Origin of the sequence: Chryseobacterium sp. R2ACT005, assembly GCF_049949215.1 — a bacterium.
Taxonomy (GTDB): domain Bacteria; phylum Bacteroidota; class Bacteroidia; order Flavobacteriales; family Weeksellaceae; genus Chryseobacterium.
The window spans coordinates 841,397-862,957 of the sequence record NZ_CP188192.1 but is presented as its reverse complement, the minus strand read 5'-3'; the positions used below and the strand labels follow the sequence as shown (position 1 = coordinate 862,957).

General features: G+C 37.1%; 16 protein-coding genes. 12 read left to right on the top strand and 4 right to left on the bottom strand.

The genetic code is table 11. From position 1 onward, the window contains the following. The first annotated feature begins 10 nt into the window (after window positions 1-10). Complete coding sequence (gene porU, locus ACPF63_RS04030; protein ID WP_426482061.1) at window positions 11-3,913, top strand: type IX secretion system sortase PorU; 3,903 nt, start codon at window positions 11-13, stop codon at window positions 3,911-3,913. 59 nt (window positions 3,914-3,972) lie between these two features. Beyond that, on the top strand, window positions 3,973-5,136 hold the full coding sequence (gene porV, locus ACPF63_RS04025; protein ID WP_047378455.1) for a type IX secretion system outer membrane channel protein PorV: 1,164 nt from the start codon (window positions 3,973-3,975) through the stop codon (window positions 5,134-5,136). Between the two features lie 144 nt (window positions 5,137-5,280). On the opposite strand, the gene blaCHM is transcribed toward porV, so the two are convergent. Beyond that, window positions 5,281-6,039, bottom strand: a complete 759-nt coding sequence (blaCHM, locus tag ACPF63_RS04020) for a CHM family subclass B1 metallo-beta-lactamase (protein ID WP_426482060.1) — start codon at window positions 6,037-6,039, stop codon at window positions 5,281-5,283. Between the two features lie 229 nt (window positions 6,040-6,268). Here blaCHM and ACPF63_RS04015 point away from each other — a divergent pair, with 229 nt between their 5' ends. Further along, window positions 6,269-8,533, top strand: a complete 2,265-nt coding sequence (locus ACPF63_RS04015) for an FUSC family membrane protein (protein ID WP_426482059.1) — start codon at window positions 6,269-6,271, stop codon at window positions 8,531-8,533. Here ACPF63_RS04015 and ACPF63_RS04010 read toward each other — a convergent pair. After that, complete coding sequence (locus ACPF63_RS04010) at window positions 8,514-9,128, bottom strand: 4'-phosphopantetheinyl transferase superfamily protein (RefSeq protein ID WP_426482058.1); 615 nt, start codon at window positions 9,126-9,128, stop codon at window positions 8,514-8,516. The genes ACPF63_RS04015 and ACPF63_RS04010 overlap by 20 nt on opposite strands. A 183-nt stretch (window positions 9,129-9,311) precedes the next feature. Further along, entirely contained in the window at window positions 9,312-9,830 is a 519-nt protein-coding gene (locus ACPF63_RS04005) for a pyridoxamine 5'-phosphate oxidase family protein (RefSeq protein WP_426482057.1), read from the bottom strand. Between the two features lie 166 nt (window positions 9,831-9,996). On the opposite strand from ACPF63_RS04005, the gene ahcY reads away from it, so the two are divergent. The 5 genes from ahcY (at window position 9,997) to ACPF63_RS03980 (ending at window position 16,200) form a co-directional block, all read left to right on the top strand. Next, window positions 9,997-11,310, top strand: coding sequence for an adenosylhomocysteinase (gene ahcY / locus ACPF63_RS04000; protein ID WP_047378461.1), 1,314 nt, complete (start codon window positions 9,997-9,999; stop codon window positions 11,308-11,310). 103 nt (window positions 11,311-11,413) lie between these two features. After that, entirely contained in the window at window positions 11,414-12,211 is a 798-nt protein-coding gene (locus tag ACPF63_RS03995) for a hypothetical protein (RefSeq protein ID WP_426482056.1), read from the top strand. 393 nt (window positions 12,212-12,604) lie between these two features. After that, a complete protein-coding gene (gene yiaA / locus ACPF63_RS03990; protein WP_034699887.1) occupies window positions 12,605-12,997 on the top strand; it encodes an inner membrane protein YiaA in 393 nt (130 codons plus the stop codon). A 183-nt stretch (window positions 12,998-13,180) separates the two neighbouring features. Continuing rightward, window positions 13,181-14,503, top strand: coding sequence for a BspA family leucine-rich repeat surface protein (locus ACPF63_RS03985; protein ID WP_426482055.1), 1,323 nt, complete (start codon window positions 13,181-13,183; stop codon window positions 14,501-14,503). Window positions 14,504-14,526: 23 nt separating this feature from the next. Beyond that, the gene (locus tag ACPF63_RS03980; protein WP_426482054.1) at window positions 14,527-16,200 is read left to right on the top strand and encodes a BspA family leucine-rich repeat surface protein; all 1,674 of its coding nucleotides are present in this window, start codon (window positions 14,527-14,529) and stop codon (window positions 16,198-16,200) included. Window positions 16,201-16,254: 54 nt separating this feature from the next. Here ACPF63_RS03980 and purE read toward each other — a convergent pair whose 3' ends face one another. Then, on the bottom strand, window positions 16,255-16,758 hold the full coding sequence (gene purE, locus ACPF63_RS03975) for a 5-(carboxyamino)imidazole ribonucleotide mutase (protein WP_077418424.1): 504 nt from the start codon (window positions 16,756-16,758) through the stop codon (window positions 16,255-16,257). A gap of 210 nt (window positions 16,759-16,968) precedes the next feature. Here purE and ACPF63_RS03970 point away from each other — a divergent pair, with 210 nt between their 5' ends. The 4 genes from ACPF63_RS03970 to ACPF63_RS03955 all read left to right on the top strand — a co-directional run bounded on the left by ACPF63_RS03970 (window position 16,969) and on the right by ACPF63_RS03955 (window position 21,462). Then, window positions 16,969-17,874 (top strand): DMT family transporter, encoded by a 906-nt coding sequence (locus ACPF63_RS03970; protein WP_426483199.1) that lies wholly within the window; start codon window positions 16,969-16,971, stop codon window positions 17,872-17,874. A gap of 122 nt (window positions 17,875-17,996) precedes the next feature. Beyond that, on the top strand, window positions 17,997-18,695 hold the full coding sequence (locus ACPF63_RS03965) for a hypothetical protein (protein ID WP_426482053.1): 699 nt from the start codon (window positions 17,997-17,999) through the stop codon (window positions 18,693-18,695). A 70-nt stretch (window positions 18,696-18,765) separates the two neighbouring features. Further along, window positions 18,766-19,332, top strand: coding sequence for a hypothetical protein (locus ACPF63_RS03960; protein WP_426482052.1), 567 nt, complete (start codon window positions 18,766-18,768; stop codon window positions 19,330-19,332). A gap of 6 nt (window positions 19,333-19,338) precedes the next feature. Continuing rightward, complete coding sequence (locus tag ACPF63_RS03955; protein WP_077418416.1) at window positions 19,339-21,462, top strand: cation:proton antiporter; 2,124 nt, start codon at window positions 19,339-19,341, stop codon at window positions 21,460-21,462. Window positions 21,463-21,561 lie beyond the last annotated feature (99 nt).

Genomic DNA, 21,561 nt, shown 5'->3' with positions numbered 1-21,561 from the left:
AATAGTAAACATGAAACGAAAAATTACGCTTTTATCTTTAATCGCTTTTGCATCAACACTTTACGCCCAAAGAAACACCATAGAATGGAATGGATCGAAAATTCAGGATTTTGGCGACACAAAATTAAATCTTCCTAATTTTAAAAATGAGGGTTTTTCTTTCAGCCAAAATAATGTTTTTATAGTAACCAAGCAAAAAATCGGAGAAAAGCAGCTTAAAATTTCAGATCTTGTCTGGGAAAGCGTTCCTACTCAGGATTTATTTGAGTTGGATAAAGGAAGACTCCCTGATTATGATGTAGCAGATGTTTCTTATTATAATTTAGATGGAGACAGCTATGCCAGTATAAGTGTTGCTTTGTTTAAAAATGTAAAAGGCCGTGTTCAGAGATTATCTTCGTTTAATGTTTCAGAAGCCTCTTCATTTGTCAATACTACAGGAACTGTTAATAAGATAGGAACAACCGGCAACCCATTATCAAGTGGTAACTTTTATAAAATAAAAGTTGACAAGTCCGGTGTATTCAAAATCACATCCCAGTTTTTAAAAGATAACGGAATCAATCCCGGCTCTGTAAATCCTAAAAATTTCAGAATTTATGGAAACGGAGGGGTACTGCTTCCTGAATATAATCAGGATGCAAGATATGGAGCTTTACAGGAAAATGCCATTCAGGTAGTAGGTGAAGATGACGGGGTATGGAACGATAATGATTATGCTCTTTTCTACGCTCAGGGTCCCGATGGATATAATCTTTACGACACTTCCAATGGAAATGGTTTTAAAAGAAAAGATACCCGGTTCAGCGAAAGAAGTAATAATGTTAAAAATATATATGAAGATTTTTCTTATTACTATATCAACTTTGACAAAGGTTCAGGGAAGAGAGTTCCAACTGTTGATGGAACCCTTCCTGCCCAGCTGATTACAAGATATGACAATTACCAGGTGATCAACAAGGATCAGAAAAACTTGTTGAAAGTAGGAAGAACCTGGGTGGAAGACACTCCATTCAGCAATGAAAAAACAATAACACTTTCTACCAACTCACCCATACAAGCTGGTGATGTTATACGATACAGAACTCAGGTGGTAGCCTATAATTCGCAACAGAATACGATTGATTTTAAGATCAATAATTTAAATCCGCATCCACTGCAAACGATTCCTACAGATACTTCATCTTATCAGTATACCTTCTACCCTGTAACGTATTCCGGAACGCTTACCAATCTTACCGGAAATCAGATTACAATGGTTTTGAATCCTGATATTTCTAAAAACCCTAACGGAACTTTCTATTTTGATTATGCAGAAGTTCAGTACAAAGAAAATCTTGCGTTCAATGGTTCACAGATGAACTTCAGGGATTATTCAATTGTAAGTGGAAGTAATACAGATTACGGATTCAGCATTACCAATGCTGCTAATATAGAACAGGTATGGGATGTAACGGATATTACCAATGCCAACCGAAGAGTGAATAAAGCCGGAGCCGGCGCTTTCAACTTTGCTTATACAGCTGCTGATCAGAATTTCAATAATGAATTTGTGGCATTCCGTGCTGATGCGGCTTTCAGCCCACAGTTTGTAGGAAGAATTTCCAATCAAAATCTTTCTGCCTTACAAAATATAGATTACCTGATTCTGACGGTTCCTGAAATGATGGGCCAGGCACAGAGAATTGCCAACTATCATCAGACTGCTCATAATTATAATGTAGAAATTGTAGACGTTAACAAAATCTATGAAGAATATGGCAGCGGAAGTAAAGATCTTACAGCTATAAGAGATTTCATCAGCAAACTCAATACTCCTCTTGGCAGACTTCAATACGTATTTATCCTGGGGGATGCTTCATTTGATTATAAAAACAGAGTTCCCAATAATACAAACGTTGTTGCCAGCTACCAGAGTGAACAGTCTTCAGATTACGTATCCTCATTTGTAACGGATGATTATATTGTAATGACCAAACCGCAGACCACATTGTTAATTGAAAACAATTTACCGGATCTGCCTGTAGGAAGAATTCCTGCTGCAAACGCAAGTGAAGCTGGAGATATGATCAATAAAACATTGGCTTATTACAACAAACTTCAGGGGCAGTCAACTCCTTTCGGAGACTGGCGTATGCGACTTGACTTTGTAGTGGATGATAATGATGAGGGAGGAGGTCCGTTTCATAATGTAATGAACAGTTCTCTGGCCGGCATATTTGAACAACCGGGACAGACGGAACTTAAAGAATATAATGTTAAAAAGTTATATATGGATACCTTTACCGCTCAGAGTACCTCTGGAGGTCGAAGATATCCACAGGTAAACCAGGCTATTTCCAATGCTATCGGAAACAGTTTATATCTGTTTTATTTCGGACATGGAGGAATCAATGGCTGGGCACAGGAAAGAGTATTAACAACTACTGAGGTTCAGAATGCCAATAACTTCTCTAATGTATACAGCAGATTCCCGTTTGTTTCTACCATCACCTGTGAATTTACATTATGGGATGAGCCTGCAACCAATTCTGTAGGGGAACAGTTTATCAAAATGAAACAGGGAGGTGCATCAACAATGATTACTTCCAGCCGTGCTATTGGTGTAGATTACGGACGTGATTTCACGAATACATTTACCCAGAATATTTTTAAACTAACGAATGACGATTTCAATACGTTAGGAAATGCCCATTTACTGGCTAAAAAACAGAAGGGACCAAACAATAACCATTTAAAGGTAAACTTCCTGGGTGACCCTGCTATGAAATTAAGCAGACCTCAAAGACTTCTTACCATTGACAATATTGAAACTCCGGTTCCGGGACTGATCAGAGGATTGGATTTCGTGAAAATAAAAGGACACATCAATAATCCGAACGGAACATTGAACAATACCTTCAACGGGAAAGTCAGCATCAATATTTTTGATAAGAGATTAAATAAGAAAACATTAAATAATACCGGTGTTTTAACCCCGGTTTTAGATTATACAGAGGAAGGAAGTGCTATTGTAAAAGCTGCTGGAACTGCTGTAAACGGAGTATTCACTGCAGAATTCTATGTTCCTAAAGATATCAACTATGCGGTGGGACAGGGAAGAATTTTAGCCTATGCAGACAACAAGTCAACGGATGTTTTCAACAACCAGGCGGTGCAAGTAGGTGATATCAACCCTAATGGAATCAATGACAGCCAGCCTCCAAAAGTAAAACTGTATATGAATAACACCAACTTTGCAGATGGTGGAATTACCAACCAGAATCCAATGCTTCTTGCCTGTCTTACAGATGACACAGGAATCAACTCTACAGGTTCAGGGGTAGGTCACGATATTACCACGTACCTGGACGGGCAGATTATCAATACCGTTGTTTTAAATGATTTCTACTCTGCAGGAGAAGGAAACGGATGTTTAAATCCAAGTCTTGCTGACTACCAAAAAGGAAATGTAACCTATCCTTTCAGAAATTTAGCGATTGGACAACACCAACTGACATTTAAAGTTTGGGATATAAACAATAATTCTACATCTGCTACGTTAAATTTTGAAGTTAAAGATGAATCTGACCAACACCTGACGATCAACCGTCCGCTAAACTGGCCAAATCCATTTACAAATAAAACCTATATTCAGTTTGAACACAATTGTGATGATATTCTGGATGTGAACGTACAAATTTATACTATAACCGGAAGATTGGTAAGAACTTTATCGCAGCCGGTAGTCGCAGAACCGTTCCTACAGGGCTTTAGAACCCCTCGTCAGGCAATAGAATGGGACGGAAGAGATGATTTTGGGTCAACAGTAGCAAAAGGTACGTATATTTTTAAGATATTTGCAAAAAGTCAAAATCAAGAAAAATGCAAAGGAAGTGCTACAGCTGTAGAAAAAATGGTACTTTTGAAATAATTAAATAATACATAGACAATAATATTAACAAAAAACTGATAATATATAAAAGACAACATATGAATTTAACTACTAAACTGCTTTTAGGATTTGGTTTGAGTGCTGGTTTTTTAGGCTATTCGCAAGATTTAGGTAAAGTAAACCCAGTTCTTACCGGAGCTCCTTTCCTAAGAATTGCGCCTGATGCGAGATCAGGAGGTATGGGAGATCAAGGGGTGGTAACCTCTCCGGATGCATTTTCACAATTCTGGAATGCGGCTAAATATCCTTTCAGCAGAACAAGTTCTTCCGTAGGTCTTAACTATACGCCTTACATGGGGAAACTTACCAATGATGTATTCTTATTATATGCTTCGTTCCATAAGTTTTTGGGGCAGGAAGAGAGATCTACAATCTCTGCAAGTATCTATTATTTCAACATGGGACAGGTAGACCTGACTCAGTTGGTAGGTACAGAAATTGCATCAATGGGTACATCAAAACCAAACGAATTCTCAATTGACGTTGCTTATGCTTTGAAGCTTTCTGATTCATTCTCTGGTGCTGTTACCGGTAGATTTATCCGTTCAGACTTAGCCGGAGGATTCAACACAGACACTACACTTAAAGCAGCAAACAGTTTCGCAGTAGACGTTTCAGCATACTATACCTCACCAAGATTCTCCAGTATCGGAGGATATGATGGTAAAGTGAATGCAGGTTTAGCTATTCAGAATGTAGGTCCGAAACTGGATTATACAGGAAATGAAGAGTCAAGATCTTATCTTCCTACAATGGCAAGATTAGGAGTTGGGTATGACATGTACCTGGATGATATGAACAGAGTTGGAATTTCTGTAGAAGGTTCAAAACTTTTGGTTCCCGGATCTGAATATGCAGGAATTGATCCAAATACAAGACAGCCTATTTATCAAATCCCGAATGTAGGGCCAATGGCTGGTATTGGAAAATCTTTCAAAAATAAAAACAGTATCATGTACAGTGGTGCTTTAGAATATTCTTATGACAATGCATTTTCTGTAAGAGGAGGTTACTTCCATGAAAGTGAAGAGCAGGGAGCAAGACAGTTTGCTACAGCGGGTGTTGGTTTAAGATACCGTTCTTTCGGACTTGATCTTTCTTACCTGATCAACATGTCTAAAATCAATAGCGCATTGGATAACACGCTTCGTTTCGGTCTTACCTGGAACATCGGAGAAGAAACATCCAACAACGATCGTTAAAAAAAGCTACAGCTATATAAAAAAGCCTCATACATTGTATTGAGGCTTTTTTATATCAATTGTGAAAGGGTCAATCCGCTTCGCTTGTCAATTTCTTTTACATACTATAAAAATTCACCATTCACTTTGCGAAGCAAAAATTCACTATTGACCTTTAAATAATGTAATGGTATACTCAAGAAGTCTCCCATCTCCATAATCTCCATGTCCCGGAACTACAATTTTCACGTCGGGATATTCTTTTTTTACTTTTTCAATGGTATTTGACCACGCAGAGACATTTGCATCTCCTAAATATCCTTTGCCCGCCTCAAGCTCTTTCAACAAACAACCTCCAAACAGAATATGTTCACTTGGGAAATATCCAACAGCATTATCTCTTGTATGACCTTCTCCGAAATACTTAGCAATAACACCCTTATCACCCACTTTCAGAACCACAGAATCATTAAAACTGTTTTCAGGGACAACGAAATTGTTTTCTTTGGCTAGTTCTATTGTTTTAGCATAGGAATAAGAAGGAATATTCTTTTTATGAAACGCCAGCAATCCTCCTAAACTATCATCATGAAAATGAGTGGGAATCACTGCATTGATTTTCGCATGAAGTTTTTCATTGATCCATTGTATCAGCTCATCTGAACTTTCATCATTAGTGGGCGTATCAAAAACAATAGTTTCATTATGGTTTTTTACAATCAATCCGTTACAGGGAACATTCCCGAAATCATTGGTCTGCTTAAAAGAAGTATGAATAAATGTGTTTTCTGAAATCTGGGTGATAATCAGAGTTTTTGATTCATAAATTTTCTTTGCCTTAAAACTGCTTTTCTTCTGTGAAATACAGCTTAACATGATAAAAGAAAACAAAATGGCTAATATATTTTTACTGATGATCTTCATAAAATGATAATTTAAGCTTGAGATAAGCTAAGGTAAGAATTCGTGGAACAAGATTTGTTAGCTGTTGTGTTAAAAATAACCAATTATGAGTTGTGAATCATTCATATGTTTCTTCTGTCAATTTATTTTTAAATAGTCCTACAGCTCAATTAAAAAAATATAATATTTAAGTTTACAAAAGTCTTTCTTTTATGGCGATTTTCTTAAATTCAATAGCTATTTTTGTAGTATGAACTATTCGGCAGAGCTAAAAAAATTTGTAACCAGCCAGTATGTATATTCTGCTATCAGAATTACATTAGCTACTGTTCTGCCTTGTTTAGTCCTCGCCCACTTCGGGCTTTTGAAGGAATATTTTCTTTTCCCTCTAGGAACCAGCTTTGTAGCTCTTACAGATCAGCCCGGGCCTTTCATCAGAAGAAGGAATGCCCTTACTTTTGCAATCCTCTGTTTTGTTTTTGTCGCGCTCATCGCAAGTCTTGTGATGAATATCAAAATATTGGTAATTCTGGAAGTCATCGTATTTGGGATGTTTTTCTCCCTGATCGGGGTTTACGGTCAGAGATTGGCGGCAGTAGGTTCGCTGTCACTCGTTGTACTCGCCATTTTTATTGACGGTCATCTTACAGGAAGTAATATTTTTAAAAGTCTTCTGATCTTTGCTTCAGGCTGTATATGGTTCCTACTTATATTCCTTATTGTAACGACAATCCGTCCCTATAAACTGGCAAGCCAGATGATTGGGGAAAATTATCTTCAGCTGGCCGAGTTTTTAAAGATTAAAGCTAATTATTATCAGAAAAATCCGGATTTTAATAAACTGACCACTCAGGTTATTGCAAAACAAATTGCAATAAAAAACTTACAGGAAGACACCAGAGAAACTGTTTTTAAAACAAGAACTATTGTCAATGAATCTACAACAACCAGTCGTTTATTGATGCTGATGTTTTTGAATTCCATGGACCTTCATGAGAAGCTGATGACTTCCGAAAGCGATTATCAGAAGCTTCAGCAAAGTTTTGAGGACAGTATGATCCTTGTTAATATCCATGATTATCTCAATCTTTTGGCAGAGGAGATCACCAATATCGGAATTGCCCTTCAAAGTGGTACCAGAGCAAAGCCGATGGTAAATCTGGAACAGGAATTAAAAAGTCTTAATTACAATTATTTCGAACTCAGAAATAAGCAGCTTTCTCCTGATAATCTGGAAAATTTCATGATCCTGCGCCAGATCCTGATGCGTATCTATGAAATTACGAAAGAAATCAACGAGATCTATAAAGTATTTTCTCAGAATATAAAACTGGCAAAAAGTTTATCCACAGGATTAGACTTGAAAAAATTCATGCCTAATGAGCCCAAACTCAATGCTAAGGTTTTAAGAAATAATATTTCGTTATCCTCTTCCCATTTCCGCCATGCAATAAGAATTACAACGGCTTTGCTGCTGGGGTATATTTTCTCGATGTTTGATGTTCTGGGACTGGGACATACGTATTGGATATTAATTACCATTACAGCCATTTTAAAACCAGCCTACTCCATCACGAAACAGAGAAACCTGCTCCGTCTCTATGGCACAATTGCAGGGGCCAGCATTGCTTACGCCATTCTGCATTTTGTACATATTAACGGTGTTTTATTTGCTATTCTTCTTATCAGCATGATTATGTGTTTCAGTTTTCTGAAAGGACGTTATTTCTGGGCGGTATTATTCATGACAATTTATGTTTTCCTGAGTTTTAATTTTTTAAATCCAGGGAAAGTCAATATCATTTTTAAAGACAGAATATTTGATACAGCGATTGCGGGAATCATTGCTTTTGCAGTATCTTATATAGTACTGCCGGTTTGGGAACATACCCAAAACCTGGATCTGATGAAGAAGTCTGCTGCAGACAACCTTATCTATTTTCAGAGTGTGATTTCCAAATTCTTACAGGGAAATTTTGATCTTGAAGATTATAAGGTAAAGCGAAAAAATGCGATCATTTCTTTGGCCAACCTTTCTGACAATTTTCAGAGAATGATTTCGGATCCTAAAAATCAGCAGAAAAAACTGGAAGTTGTTCACCAGTTTGTGGCAACATCACACCTGATCACAGCATATACCGCTTCTCTTTCTCAATATTCCAAGAGTAATGAACAATATCCTGAAATAGATGCTGAAAGCTGGAGCCGGAAGATTGAAGCAGAAATGCAGCAAACTTCTGCCCTCCTCAACGGAAATGACATCAACGAAACGTTGAAAATGGAAAGCCGTCTTGAGCCGGAAGATTCTTCCATTGAAGATATGCTTCTGAAAAGAAAAACCGAGATTGAGGAAAATGACATTGTAGACAGAAGAGATCCAGATAAAATATCCCATTTAACGGAGCTTAAAAACATCCATGATATTCTGGAACTGATCTATGATGTAGCAAAAGAACAGAGAAAAGTAATCGAGAAGTACAAAAACGAGACAGATCCTACTCCTCCACAATCGTAAAGCAGTAGTCATCGAAAAACTCTACCCTGGCCTTGAATTCATCTGAAAACTGGTCGTCATAGACACGGCAGCTTATTTTATGAAGATGCTTCAGCTCGAAAGGCTTCACCTCATAGTTTTTCTTTAAAGACCAGTATTTTGAGTGGTGAATTTTATACATACTTTCTTTTACACTCCATATAATTGTATAAAAAGTATCTGCTTTATCTTCAGGAATAAAATCGCGCTCATTTTCATAGGTAAATTTATCAATTACCCTTAAAATCTTAGGATTGAACTTTTCTACATCAATCCCTATTTTATTTTTAGAAATGGCAATGGCAGCAAAGGGAAAAGAATGCGTAATGGAAATCTCTGCATCGTTGGGAGAAAGAAAAGGCTCTCTTTCTTTATATAAAATCTTAGAATTGGGCTTTAATCCTTTCAGGAGCTTGCGTACCATCAGGACTTCCAATAATTTTTTAGGATGATAATCTTTTACCTTCTCAGCATTTTCCGGTTCCAGAAGCTTATGGATATCCAATTCTTCACTTTCATCATACTTCCAAACAAGGATGGTGGCATTATCATCTGAAAAATCTCTGTAGAGTGGCATTCTTTTTTATATGAGACAAAAATACTAAAAAAAGCTTGAAGCTGGGAGCTGGAGAATGGAAGTTACTATTTGTTATAAAAATAATTTGTAAACCAGATAAAAGAAATTGTCGATAAAAAACAAACTCTTTGTTTCCTTAATCTTTATAAACCTCCAGCTTCCCGCTCCCAACATCCAGCTTAATTATTTAGACTGATGATTCACATCATTTCTATGCTCTACAATTTCAAGATTTGCATCTACAAAATAGGCGCTTCCGAATCCGTTTACATAAGATCCCTTTACAGGCTGCAAGGCAATTAAAATAAAATCTCCCATTTCAGAAATGACATCCACTACTTTACCATGAGCCTCTTTAAGTTGGGCAACTACAGTATTCCATACTTCAGAATCTCTTTCAATCTGAGACGCTCCTGCTTCAATAGTCAGCCTTTCACGGGCATAGATCTGCTTCGTTGCTGATTCATCTTCAATAAACATGATGGATGTTTTTCTTCCGTCAGCAAGGTTTTTAGTATGTTTTGCCATGAAAGATACCAGGATATAAAATGTATGCTCTACTTGAACAAAAGGAGCATAGCTTGAATTGGGATTCCCTTCTGCATCTACAGTAGCCAGAATAATACTTTTTGAAGCATTGATGAGTTCCTGTACTTTTGGAGCAACAGGTTTGATTTTCTTTTCTGTATGGGTATGGTTCATAATATATTTATTTATCAGTTAAAATTAATTATTTATATTAAGACTAAATAATATTAATTCATGTTTAATCTCATAAAACTGAACTTGATCTGCCGTTTTTATATCTTAATTATTAATCGTAATTTTGCCTTTCGTAATCAATTGAATTTAAAATTATTCATTACATATGAGTACTACAACACAATACGTTCCTTATAAAGTTAAGGATATCTCCCTTGCAGAATGGGGTAGAAAAGAAATTACCCTTGCAGAAGCAGAAATGCCTGGTTTGATGTCTATCCGTGAAGAATACGGACCATCTCAGCCACTGAAAGGAGCAAGAATCGCAGGATGTCTTCACATGACAATCCAGACGGCTGTGCTTATCGAGACATTGGTAGCTTTAGGAGCTGAAGTTACCTGGTCATCTTGTAATATTTTCTCTACACAGGATCACGCTGCTGCTGCTATTGCTGCTGCTGGAATTCCGGTGTATGCCTGGAAAGGTTTAAATGAAGAAGAATTTGACTGGTGTATTGAGCAGACTTTATTCTTTGGTGAAGACAGAAAGCCATTAAACATGATTTTGGATGATGGTGGAGATTTAACAAACATGGTTTTTGATAAATACCCTGAATTCACAAAAGATATCAAAGGTCTTTCTGAAGAAACCACTACAGGTGTTCACAGACTGTACGAAAGAATGAAGAACGGAACTTTAGTAATGCCTGCAATCAACGTAAACGATTCAGTAACTAAATCTAAATTCGACAACAAATACGGATGTAAAGAATCTGCTGTAGATGCAGTAAGAAGAGCTACAGACGTAATGTTGGCCGGAAAAAGAGTGGTAGTTTGCGGATACGGAGATGTTGGTAAAGGTACTGCAGCTTCATTCAGAGGAGCTGGTTCTATCGTTACTGTTACTGAAATTGACCCAATCTGTGCGCTTCAGGCTGCTATGGACGGGTATGAAGTAAAAAGATTAGACACTGTAGTAGACAACGCTGATATCATCATCACTACAACAGGTAACTTCAATATCGTAAGAGGAGAACACTTCCTTAAAATGAAAGATAAAGCTATCGTTTGTAACATTGGACATTTCGATAACGAAATCGATATGGCTTGGTTAAACAAAAACTATGGTCAGACTAAATCTGAAGTGAAACCTCAGGTTGATATTTATACTATTGAAGGAAAAGAAGTGATCATCCTTGCAGAAGGTAGATTGGTAAATTTAGGATGTGCTACTGGCCACCCAAGTTTCGTAATGTCTAACTCTTTCTCTAACCAGACTTTGGCTCAGATCGAATTATGGAACAACTCTGCAGCTTATGGTAACGAAGTATATATGCTTCCTAAGCACCTGGATGAAAAAGTAGCAGCTTTACACCTTAAGAAATTAAGCGTAGAACTTGAAACTCTTTCTCCTGAGCAGGCTGAATATATCGGTGTAGATGTAAAAGGGCCATTCAAGCCTGAATACTACAGATACTAAGATTTAAATAAAACATGATATGATCCCACTATTTCTAAGATAGTGGGATTTTTTATGGAGTGCCGCAAGGCAATTCCGTATTTTTGTCAACTAAAAAAATAACATGAAAAACTACTTATTTCTGGGAATGATGAGCCCTGTTGTATTCCTTAACAGCTGCAGCGGCAATGATGATAATGAGGGAACCAATAATCCTTCCGAACCAAAAATGTTATTAAGTAAAATCACTACAGTTTACTATGATAATCCATCACAGCCTCAAACCAGCGTAGAAACCCTTGAATACAATAGTCAGGGACAGCTTATAAAAACTTCGTCTGTCTATGGAACTTCCACATTTGAATACAATAACGGGAAACCTGTAAAGATAAATCATTATAATACCAACCAGACACTGGAATACTATTCTGCTTTTAATTATAACGGAGATCAGCTGGCAAGCGTTAAAGCAATCTACAACACTCATCCGGATTACAACAGAACGATTACCTATAATTATAATACCAACGGACAGGTAATCTCTACATCTCTTTGCCAGTCGCCAGACTGTTCCAATCCCATCGTTGATACGTATGCTTATAATGGGAACAATATTTCATCAGAGATTTCAGAGGGTGGAGGATCCAGCACTAAAGTTGTGTATTCCTACGATGATAAACTGAACCCATATACCAATCTCAATAAGTATATTAGAATTATGATGGGCAGAGCTATTGTGATGAGCCCCAATAATTATCTGATAGAAAAGATAAGCTACAAAAGTAACGGGACCTGGATACAAAACCAAACCAGAACCTCTACGATACAATACAACAGCGCCGGTTTACCTACTCAGGTAGTCTCAAAAGAAGCCAACGGAAACCTTTCAGCTCAGTATAATTACGAATATATCACTCAATAATAACAGACTCTCCAATTTTGGGGAGTTTTTTTATGAGCTGATCCCGCTATCCGCTTATACTCCTCACGCCAGCACTGTCACCCTGAGCGAAGCCGAAGGCTCTCAACGCAAGTTCCGGGGTAACCGCTGCTATCGGGGCTAGGGGAAAATTTTGAATTATAGATTATGAGCTATGAATTTGGAGGTATTCTATACATATTCAATAAGAACGGACTATAATCCTGAGCATAGACGAAGGGAACCCGTTTTTATAATAAAATAAAATCAACCGGCTTTAGCCAAAACTTAAAATCCATGAATATAACAATCCGTATTTTTCCCATATTTCCCCTCTGCTAGAGCTCTATTTATAAAAAATGAATATCTTAGCCCTCTTAAATAAAACATTAAACTATGAAAAAACAAAGAGTATCGAATGCATTCGTCGCTGCATCATGGGTAGCATTGGGAGCAGGAATGATTGGTTTCATCGTCGGTCTTGCAAGAGCTGAAATGCTGCTGAATGAAAAAGGATATTATTTTACTATTCTTCTTTATGGCCTATTTGCCGTTGTTTCTCTACAAAAAGCAGTACGTGACAGGTTAGAAAATATTCAGGTAACAGACATTTATTACGGGATCTGCTGGTTTGCTACATTATCATCTATTGTATTGCTGGCCATTGGACTTTGGAACGCCACTATTCTTCCGAGTGAAAAAGGTTTTTATGCCTTTGCCTTTCTGCTCGCTCTCTTCGGAGCCATCGCAGTCCAGAAAAATACACGTGACAATATGCTTCAGGAATAAAATAAAACTCTCCAAAACGGAGAGTTTTTTATTTGATCAAAATAAAAAATAATTAAAACATTAACGAATAAGATTACTAATATTTTAAAATTTCCATATATTTATATCATAAAATAGAGATATAATTAAAAATATTCACTCATTTCTATTTTCACCTTAAAACTAATACCATAAACTATAATCATGATTTTAAAAAAAATCTCGTTACTCATTTTCCTATTGTTGATACTCACAATAAAAACACAAAATGAGTTCATCACCATTTGGAAACCCCAAAATGCACAGCTCATTAAATTTCCCGGCCGAGGAACTAACTTCCAGGTGTCATGGGAAGAGGTAGGATATCCGCAACATACCGGAACAATGCACAATGTAACCTCAACTACTGAATTTACTATCAACTTAGGAACACCATTAAATCCATCTTCTGCCCAGGCCAGCTACAGAATCAAAATTAGTGACGGAACCGGCAGCTTTGATCAGGTAAGGTTTTTTGATAATACAATAATTCCCACTTATAATGCCCCTGACCGCACGAAAATCACACAAATTACTCAATGGGGAAATATAAAATGGAAAAGCTTTGACAATGCTTTTGTATTCTGCGACTATATGGATGTGACAGCTACTGATGTACCAGACCTCAGTATGGTAACCAGTTTGCGTCAGATGTTTTATTTATGTACTTCATTACTCGGCAATCCTTCTTTCAATACATGGAACACCTCTACAATTACAGATATGTATTATATGTTTGGTGATGATTATCTCTTTAACCAACCATTGGGAAACTGGGATACTTCCAATGTTACAGATATGTCATATATGTTTGACAATACAGGATTCAATCAGCCTTTGGGAAAATGGAATACCGCAAAAGTTACCACCATGGAGCATATGTTCCATACTGCTCACAACTTCAATCAGGATATTCAAAACTGGAATACAGGAAATGTCACTAATATGAATGAAATGTTCCATGACACCGCTTTTAACCAAAATATTGGAAGATGGAATCTAAGTTCATTAACAACCGCTACCGATATGTTTCTCAACTCTGCTATGAGCTGCCTGAATTATGACAAAACCCTTTACGGATGGAGTCAAAGCTCATCAACACCTGCTAATATTAATCTATCAAATGCATCACCATTGGTCTATTCTCATGCTGATGCTGTAGCTGCAAGAAATTATTTAATCAATAATAAAGGCTGGACGATATCCGGTGATGTTTACAATGGACTCTGCAATCAAACACTTTCAACTTCTGAAACGGCAACCATCAATACAGCTTCCATTTATCCCAATCCTGTAAAAGATCATATTTATCTGAAAAACATTCCGAAGCCGGAAAGTTATATTATAACTGATATGAGTGGAAGAACTGTTGCCAAAGATAATCTGAAACATGAAGAAATTACTGTCAGACTTTTGTCTCCGGGAAATTATATTCTGCAGGTCTTGACAGAGAATAAGATTCATTCATTTCCATTCATTAAACAATAACCTAATACCATAAAACGATAATCATGATTTTAAAAAAAATTCCAACACTCATTTTTCTTTTGCTGATATTCCTGGTAAAGGCACAAAATGAATTTATCACGGTATGGAAACCCAATCTTACCCCGCCTTCCTATCCTTATGCAGGAATTCCTGTTAACTCAAATAATAATCAAATCTGGTTTCCAGGAAGAGGAACAAACTATCAAATCTATTGGGAAGAAATAGGCTATCCTTCACACAATGCAACCTTAACAAATGTAACTTCTGCTTATCAGACCCTGATCGATTTCGGAGTTCCGCACAACCCCAATCCATCAGATGCCACTTACCGGTTAAAAGTAAGTAACGGAAACGGAAATTTTCACCAGATAAGATTTGCTGACTGGGACATATTTAATGACAACGGAATTGTAGGGGATGTTCATAAAATACAATTGATAGAACAATGGGGAAATATTCAGTGGTCTTCTATGGAACAGGCATTTCAGGCATGCAAAATTTTAGATTTTACCGCCACAGACATTCCTGATCTGAAGGAGGTCACAGATTTGTCTTACATGTTTTCAGGTTGTTATGGCTTAGTGGGAAATTCCAGTATCAATACCTGGAATATTGCCAATGTAACGACGCTACTGGGAACGTTCACAGGATGTTTTGTATTCAATCAGCCGGTTGGAGACTGGAACACATCTAATGTTACCATGATGGGTATAACATTCAATGCAGCGAAGCTTTTCAATCAGCCATTAGCGAATTGGGATACCTCCAAAGTAACTGCTACTACCGCTATGTTTAGTGGAGCAACTCAGTTTAATCAACCTATTGGAAATTGGGATATGTCTAGTAATCTTGATGCAGAATTCATGTTCTCGCATGCTTTAAATTTCAATCAACCACTTGGAAACTGGAATACAACACAGATTATTGAAATGAATAATATGTTTGTAGGTGCAAAAGTTTTTAATCAGGACATCAGCAACTGGGACACCCAAAATGTCAAATTTATGCATGGTATGTTTTATAATGCAGAAAATTTCAACAGCAATATTTCCAATTGGGACACAAGAAAAGTAGAATGGATGCAGGAGATGTTCAAAGGTGCAAAAAGTTTCAATCAGGATATAGGAAAATGGAATGTAAGTTTAGTAAAAAGTATGAACAGCATGTTCAACGACGCAATTGCTTTCAACCAAAATCTGGGAAAATGGAATCTCAGTTCATTATTGTACGCTTCCAATATGTTCAAAAATTCTGCGCTGAACTGCCAGAATTATGACAGCACGCTGTATGGCTGGAGCCTGAATCCTTCAACACCAAATGACATTAACCTAACCTCAGTTTCTCCTCTTACTTATTCCCATAATGCAGCAGTAACTGCAAGAAACAATCTGATTAACAATAAAGGCTGGACAATCAGCGGAGATACATATAACGGAGAATGTCAATCCTTCCTTGGAACTTCTGATGTAAAGATAAAAGGTGAAATCAATATCTACCCGAATCCTGCCACAGATATTATTTATGTAAAAAATTCCAATGCAAAAGACTTTAAAATTATTGATGCAAGCGGAAGAATGGTTTTAAGCGGAAATTTGGGGGATGAGCAGATTAATATTCAGACCTTAACTCCTGGAAATTATATTTTACAACTCATTCTAAAAGAAAAAACAATTTCTTCAAAATTCATTAAGAAATAAAAACAAAAAAGCCTCGCTGAAAAGTGAGGCTTTTATTTTGAGTTTAAAGATAAGCTATTTGTCAAAATGATTTGGATGCTGGGCTTTGATATCCTCTACCGTTCCTAATACTTTATCTTTTAGGGAATCCTGGTATTTCTGAAGTTTTGCTGCTACTTCTTCATTTCCGCTTCCTAAAATTTTTGCCGCTAAAATTCCTGCATTCAAAGCACCGTTTAAAGCTACAGTAGCTACCGGAATTCCGCCGGGCATCTGAAGAATAGATAAAACAGAATCCCATCCGTCTATTGAATTACTGGACAAGATCGGAACCCCAATTACCGGAAGTGTTGTACAGCTTGCCACCATTCCCGGAAGGTGTGCCGCCCCCCCGGCTCCTGCTACGATTACTTTCAACCCTCTTTCCTGAGCGGTTTTTGCATAATCGAACATTCTTTCCGGTGTTCTGTGTGCTGAAACTACAGTTAGTTCATAAGGGATATCCAGGCTTTTAAGAAAATTTGCAGCCTGCTCCATGATCGGCAGATCACTCTGACTGCCCATAATAATTCCTACCATCTTCAATTTTATTAGATGTTCAAAGATAAAAAAATAAAGCGGGAAGTTGGAAGAAGGAAGCAGGAAGTTCTTTTATCACAATCAAACAAAATCCAATCAATCATCAATTATTTCCCCTTTTACCATCTGTATCATCAAAAATTAAAACAACTGTACCCATTCTTTTTTCTTCAAAACCTCTACATTTGTGTGTTACACTACTTATTTACATTGAAAGATTATAAACTTATTTTTGCTGTTCTTACCGTTTCTATGGTTTGGGGAACTACATTTTTGGCTATACGCGTGGCAGTGGAAACCATTCCTGCCTGGTTTGTAGCAGGAATCCGTCAGTTTTTGGCTTCTCTCATTATGCTTGTCGTTCTACTTTCGAGAAAGGAATTCAAATGGATTGGCTGGAAAAGCTTAGGATATCAGGTTGTTTTTTCTTCCCTGATGCTGGTTGTTGCGAATGGTATGACTACAGTAGCTGAGGAAACTGTTTCGAGCAGTCTTGCCTCACTGATCAGTGCCTGCTCTCCTATCCTTGTTTTTTTGGGAAGTGTAGCTGTGGGATTACAAAAGTTCAGTGTACGGGCTCTTAGTGGCGTCTTGTTATGTTTCAGCGGAATTCTTTTTATTTTTTGGAATGGACTGCAAGATCTTGCCAACCCTGATTACAGAATGGGGATGATTTTCCTCTTCTGTGCCATTGCAGGCTGGGCTTCCGGAACCATTTTCACCAAAAAATTAAATATCCAGAGCGGAAATATAACGTTGAATCTGTTCTATCAGTTCCTGTTTGCAGGGGTTGTTCAGATTATTTTTGCATTCCTGTTTTCTGAAAATTATAACTTTGGAAACTGGTCTGTAAAGAGCATTTCAGCCATGTTATACCTTTCTGTTTTTGGTTCAGTAGCCGCTTTTTTTGCCTTCCATTATGCACTGACAAAAATTTCGCCGGTACAGGTTTCTATTCTGGCCTATATCAATACCATCATTGCTATATTTTTAGGCTGGCTGATTATGGATGAGAAAGTGACTTTCAAGTTTATTCTTGCAGCTGTTATGATCATCTGTGGCGTTTTTATTATTAATTACAAACCGGAGATGTTCAGGAGGCAGAAAGTATCATAATATGTGAAAAATTTCCTCATTTTTCTATTTGCTGTATTGCATTTCTCACCATTAAATTCGATTAAAATTTATAGGTAAGTATCAGAATTTCTTTACATTTGTCAAAACACAACTTTATAACCATGAAGCAAAAACTATCCATCATTACTGTTTTACTTCTTCCTGCATTTTATCTTTCTCAAAAAGCAGAGCCCAGGGAAGATATCAAACTGAAAAGTTTTGATTACAAAATCTATATTCAAAACAAAAAAGACAAAGAAACGGATCAGGAATTATATCTGATTCCTAATAAAGGGGATACTATCAGAGAAAATGCTCTTGTTAAAAAAATATCAGGGGAAGAAACTCACAGAGGTATGTACAGAATGAATAACGCAGAAATTCATTTTGTAGATATTGATCTTACCACAGAAAAAATCAACCATAAAATCTATAGTCCCAATAAAAAAGGAGTGCTAACATTAGTCAAAGAAAATTCAAATCTGACCTCTTATCCTAAGAATCTTCCTCCAAAATTTAAAGACAATAAACCTCCGCATCCTGAATTCGAAGGTGGTGAAGCAGCATTGTATCAATGGATTGAAAAAAACATATATCCGGCCTTGGAAAATAAATATAAGAAAAAAGAGAAAGGAAATTCTGTTCTTATTTTAGATATAGAGCCAAACGGAGTTCCAACTTTTGTGGAAATAAAAAATTTGAATATTTCTGATACCATCAAAAAACAACTCACCAATATCGTAAAAACATCTCCTGTCTGGAAGACCAATATACAAGGGTTTGACGTGTCGGGAATTGTCTTTATTCCTTTAGAATACTAAAGAACATCGTCAGGGAGTATTTTCATATTCCCTCCATTTTTCCTATATTGTATACTCCAACCTATACAATATGCTGAAAAACACATTTTTTTTATTTCTGGTCGCCTCTTTTTTTCTTGTAAGCTGTGATTACAAAGAGAAGGAGAAAAACCTGACAGACAGGGAAAAACAATTATTAGAAAAAGAAAAAGTATTCGCGAAGAAAGAATCCGAATATCAGTCGCTCCTGAAAATGAGAGACAGTATTTTTGCCAAAAAAGATTCGGTAGTTATTACTTCTTCATGGCCCGCTGAAATTTCCGGTCCATGGAATGGAAAAGTAATCTGTACAGAGTCTAACTGCAGTGAGTATGCTGTGGGTGATCAACGTACTGACACCTGGGAGTTTGATAACGATTCTACCCAGCCTATTACCAAAATCATCAATAACAATAATCTGGTAAGGCTGTATACAGGCAAGTTTGAAAACAATGAGATCAGGTTGTCTTTCAAAACAGATTCTACTGCCAAAAAGAATGTAGAAATGAACGTTCTTCTTAATGATATTTCAGACAACAAGATCAAAGGCACAAGAACCATCACATCTGATGGCTGTACCGCTAAGTTCTCTGTTGAATTAGTCCGTTCCACAAAATAAACACTTATGATTTTACTGAGTATACACAACCTGAGTCTTCCTATAGAAGATCCGGTACTGAAGTTCCTGTTGGTACTGGTCATTATTTTGGCAGCACCATTACTTCTAAATAAAATTAAAGTTCCCCACCTTTTGGGACTTATCATCGCCGGAGCTATCATTGGTCCGAACGGATTCAATGTATTGTCCAGAGACAGCAGTATTGTTGTAACGGGAACCACCGGACTACTCTATATTATGTTCCTGGCGGGTCTTGAAATTGATATGGGAGATTTTAAAAAGAACAAGTGGAAAAGTCTCACCTTTGGCATCTATACCTTCACCGTTCCTTTTGTACTGGGATATCTTGGAGGATATTATATTTTGCACTTTTCAATGCTGACTTCCATTCTGTTTGCCAGTCTTTTTTCATCCCATACTCTTATTGCCTATCCATTAGTAAGCAAGTTGGGAATCGCCAAAAACAAGGCTGTTAATATCACCGTTGGAGGTACAATGATCACGGATATCCTGGCCTTATTGGTACTTGCCATAATTGTGGGAATGTCCCAGGGAGATGTAGGGACAGAATTTTGGGTTAAATTATCGGTTTCTTTCATTGTTTTTGCACTGATTGTACTCATTGTCTTTCCTATTATAGGACGTTGGTTTTTCAAAAGAGTAGATGATAAAATCTCACAGTATATTTTCGTATTGGTCATGATTTATCTGGCAGCGATGCTTGCGGAACTTGCGGGTGTGGAAGCCATTATCGGGGCATTCTTTGCAGGATTAGCCTTAAACAGACTTATTCCTCATACTTCTTCTTTGATGAACAGAGTTGAATTTGTAGGAAATGCCATCTTTATTCCGTTCTTCCTGATCAGCGTAGGAATGCTGATTGATTTTAAAGTGTTCTTTAAAAGCTGGGAAACACTGGAAGTTGCCGGAATTATGCTGGTAGCGTCCATAGGAGGAAAATATCTTTCTGCGGTAGCAACTCAAAAAACATTCAGACTGACTAAGGAGGAAGGAAAACTTATTTTTGGGTTAAGTTCTGCCTCTGCAGCTGCAACACTGGCTTCAGTAATGGTAGGATACAACATCATACTTTCTGAAACCGAGACCGGAGAACCTGTAAGATTATTGAATGAACATGTACTGAACGGAAGTATTCTTCTGATCCTGATTTCATGTACCATCTCCTCTTTTATTTCTATGGCAAGTGCTCAGAAAATTGCTGAAAGTGATAATGAAGATACCGTTTCCGGAAATACGCATGAAGAAGAAAGCATTCTGTTGGCCATCAACCATGAGGCTACTGTTGAGCGAATGGTGAATCTTGGAATTCTGATTAAAGCACATTCCAATACAGAAGATCTGTTTGCCCTGAACGTCATCAATGAAGATAAAAATGAATCTTCAGTAAAAAATGCTGAGAAACTTCTTCATCAGGCCGCAGATGCAGCCGCAGCCGCAGATGTGAAACTGCAAGCCCTAAAAAGATATGACAATGATGTTGTCAATGGAGTAAATAATGTGATTAAAGAACAGAAAATCACAGACCTCATCATCGGATTGGAGGATGAAAAAGGATTCTCACCTTCTTTTGTCTATAATCTTTACAACGGTTACCTGCAGAATGATGATGTGAATGTGCTGGTATATCATGCTGCACAACCGCTTTCTACCATAAAGAAATATGCCGTCATGATTCCTGAGAATGCCGATAAGGATGCAGGATTCTTCCATGCATTGCTTAGGGTCTGGAATATTGCCAGAAATTCCGGAGCTACAGTTGTTTTTTATGCCCCTGAAAATATCATTGATATTCTACAGAAAATTATGAAAAAAGCCAGTATAGAAGCAGAATTTATCATTATGAGCACATGGCAGGATGGCGAAAGAACCGCTGCCCAGCTGAAAGATGATGAAGCGCTGATTATCCTGATGGCAAAACGAGGCATGAAATCCTATATTCCACGAATGAGACTGATCCCGGAACTTCTCAACAGAAATCTGAAAGACAACAATTATCTTTTGATTTTCCCTTTCTCAGAATATGATAAAAACAGTCCCGAAATACGTTCCGTAGGAAATCATGGGGATTTTGTAGAGATTGGAAATGTGATTCAGAAGATTTTTAAATAAAGCTTTTTAAAGCTGGAAGCTAAAAGAGGGATGCTGGAAGTTACCATAATCGAATAATAAGTTCTCTCTTTTAGTTTTCTTTAGTAAAATATCTCTGCC